The sequence below is a fragment of the Roseateles subflavus genome (assembly GCF_030285365.1).
Lineage (GTDB): Bacteria > Pseudomonadota > Gammaproteobacteria > Burkholderiales > Burkholderiaceae_C > Roseateles_B > Roseateles_B subflavus.
The window spans coordinates 1-1,788 of sequence record NZ_JASVDS010000015.1 but is presented as its reverse complement, the minus strand read 5'-3'; the positions used below and the strand labels follow the sequence as shown (position 1 = coordinate 1,788).

The 1,788-nt window shown below is 69.2% G+C and carries 2 protein-coding genes; both read right to left on the bottom strand.

The window, feature by feature from the left end; all coding sequences use genetic code 11:
• A partial coding sequence (locus QRD43_RS22640) for a condensation domain-containing protein (protein ID WP_285984787.1) occupies positions 1–555 on the bottom strand: 555 nt, incomplete at its 3' end.
• Positions 555–1,788 (bottom strand): non-ribosomal peptide synthetase (locus tag QRD43_RS22635; protein WP_285984786.1); only part of this gene is annotated, 1,234 nt, incomplete at its 5' end. The genes QRD43_RS22635 and QRD43_RS22640, both read right to left, overlap by 1 nt.

Genomic DNA, 1,788 nt, shown 5'->3' with positions numbered 1-1,788 from the left:
CGGGGCGTGGCGCCAGACCAGCTGCACCGGATGGTCCAGGCGCTCCCAGTGCACGGCGCTGCGCAGGATGTCGTGGCGGTCCAGCACCTGCTGCAGCGCCTGGATGAAGCCGTCCAGGTCCTCTCGGCGTTCAAAGCGGTAGGCCGAGGGCACCAGGTAGGCGTCATCCGCGCGGTTCATCAGCAGGTGGAAGAACATCCCCTCCTGCAGGGGCGTGAGCGGGTAGAGGTCCTGCACATTGGCGGCGCCGCCGGGCACCGTGGCCACCAGCGCGTCGATCTGCGCCTGGCTCAGGGTCACCAGCGGCAGCATCTCGGGGCTGATGGCCTGTGCGCCCGGGGGGATCGCGTTGGCAGGGACCGTGAAGACGGCGCTGGGACGTGCCGGCGAAGGCGTGGTCTGCAAGTAGTGGATCAGTTCGGGCTTGCACTGGCGCAGCCGGGTCAACAGGTCCGGGGTCAATGCCTGACGCTGTCCTTGGATGACCAAGTCCTGGTTTCGAGTCTCGAGCTGGATGCCGAGTTCGTTCAGTTCAATCAGTAGATCCTCAATCATCACAATACGATCTCCACGGTCGCAACAGCTGCGACAAAGTCGCTCAGTCTTGGTTGTGTAAACAGGGTTCTCACGTCGCTGTCCAGCCCGGTCTGGCGCATGCGCTCGACCAGTTGGATGGCCAGCAGCGAATGCCCGCCCAGCTCGAAGAAGTTGTCATGACGACCCACGCGTGGCAGCTGCAGCACCTCGGCCCACAGCGCGGCCAGCTGTTCTTCCAGCTCGCCTTGCGGGGCTTCGTAGCCTCGGGCCGTCAGCGCCTGCAGGTCCGGGGCCGGCAAGGCGCGGCGGTCCAGCTTGCCGTTGGGCGTCAGGGGCAGCGACGGCATGGGAACGAAGGCGCTGGGCACCATGTAGCCGGGCAGCTCCTGGGTCAACGCCTGGCGAATCGTGTCCATGGCCAGGGTGTCGTCGGCCTCCCCGTCGTGCGCCATATCCGGTACCACGTAGGCCACCAGGCGCTTGTGCCCCGGCTCGTCCTCACGAGCCAGCACCACGGCTTCGCGCACGCCAGGTTGCGCCAGCAGCTTCGCCTCGATCTCGCCCAGCTCGATGCGGTAGCCCCGCAGCTTCACCTGCTCGTCGTTGCGCCCCACGAAGGCCAGGCGCCCCGTCTCCAGCCAGCGCACCAGGTCGCCGGTGCGGTACATCCGCCCCGATCCATCCTGCACGAAGGGATCGACCAGGAAGCGCTCCTGCGTCAGCTCCGGCCGCCCGAGGTAGCCGCGCGCCACGCTGGCGCCGCCGATGTACAGCTCGCCCACCGCGCCCAGCGGTACCTCGCGCTGCTGTGCATCCAGCACATACAGCCGCGTGTTGCTGATCGCCGCGCCGATGTCCGGCGACTCCTGCCCGGGCTGCAGCACGCCGGAGCTGGCCACCACCGTGGTCTCCGTCGGGCCGTAGTTGTTCACCAGCCTCAGCCCTTCGGGCAGCGTGGCGGGCACCCGGCGCAGCCGCTCGCCGCCGGTCAGCAGCGTGCGCAGGCCCTGGGGCAGCGGCCCCTCGGCCAGCGCCAGCTCCGCCAGCGGCGTCACCAGGAAGCTGCTGTCCAGCCGCTGGCTGCGCCACCACGACAGCAGCGCCCCCGCGTCCAGCCCCTCGCCCTGTTCGGTCAGGGGCGGGATCACCAGCGTGCTCCCGCTGGCCAGCGCCACCCACAGCTCCCAGCTGCTGGCATCGAAGGCCACGCCAGCAGTCAGCGCGCTGCGATGGCCTGCGCCCAGCCCGAAG